The 458-nt window shown below is 50.2% G+C and carries 1 pseudogene; it reads left to right on the top strand.

From position 1 onward, the window contains the following. Positions 1-114 precede the first annotated feature (114 nt). Positions 115-458, top strand: a pseudogene (locus H0X91_RS34735) (4,5-DOPA dioxygenase extradiol); the annotation flags it as partial.

Raw genomic sequence — 458 nt, 5'->3', positions numbered from 1 at the left:
GACAACTCCTTATAAATCTTCACCTTCAGGCAGATCGTCAAAATAACTGATGATCATCATCATTGTTATCCGGGTTCTTACTCCGCCGAACAAGCGTATTGTGAGGATATCAAAATGACACCTTTAGTTAAGGATATCATCATGTCTTCAACACGTATGCCAGCATTGTTTTTAGGTCACGGTAGTCCGATGAACGTGCTGGAAGATAATTTGTATACCCGCAGCTGGCAGAAGTTGGGGATGACATTGCCACGCCCGCAAGCGATTGTGGTGGTTTCGGCTCACTGGTTTACCCGTGGAACAGGAGTGACCGCGATGGAGACGCCGCCCACGATTCATGACTTTGGTGGCTTCCCGCAGGCGCTGTACGATACGCATTATCCTGCTCCGGGTTCGCCTGTGCTGGCACAGCATCTGGTTGAGCTGTTAGCACCGGTCCCGGTGACGCTGGATAAAGA

The sequence above is a fragment of the Burkholderia sp. 9777_1386 genome (assembly GCF_015712265.1).
Taxonomy (GTDB): Bacteria; Pseudomonadota; Gammaproteobacteria; order Burkholderiales; family Burkholderiaceae; genus Burkholderia; species Burkholderia cenocepacia.
This window is presented reverse-complemented; position numbering and strand designations above follow the sequence as displayed.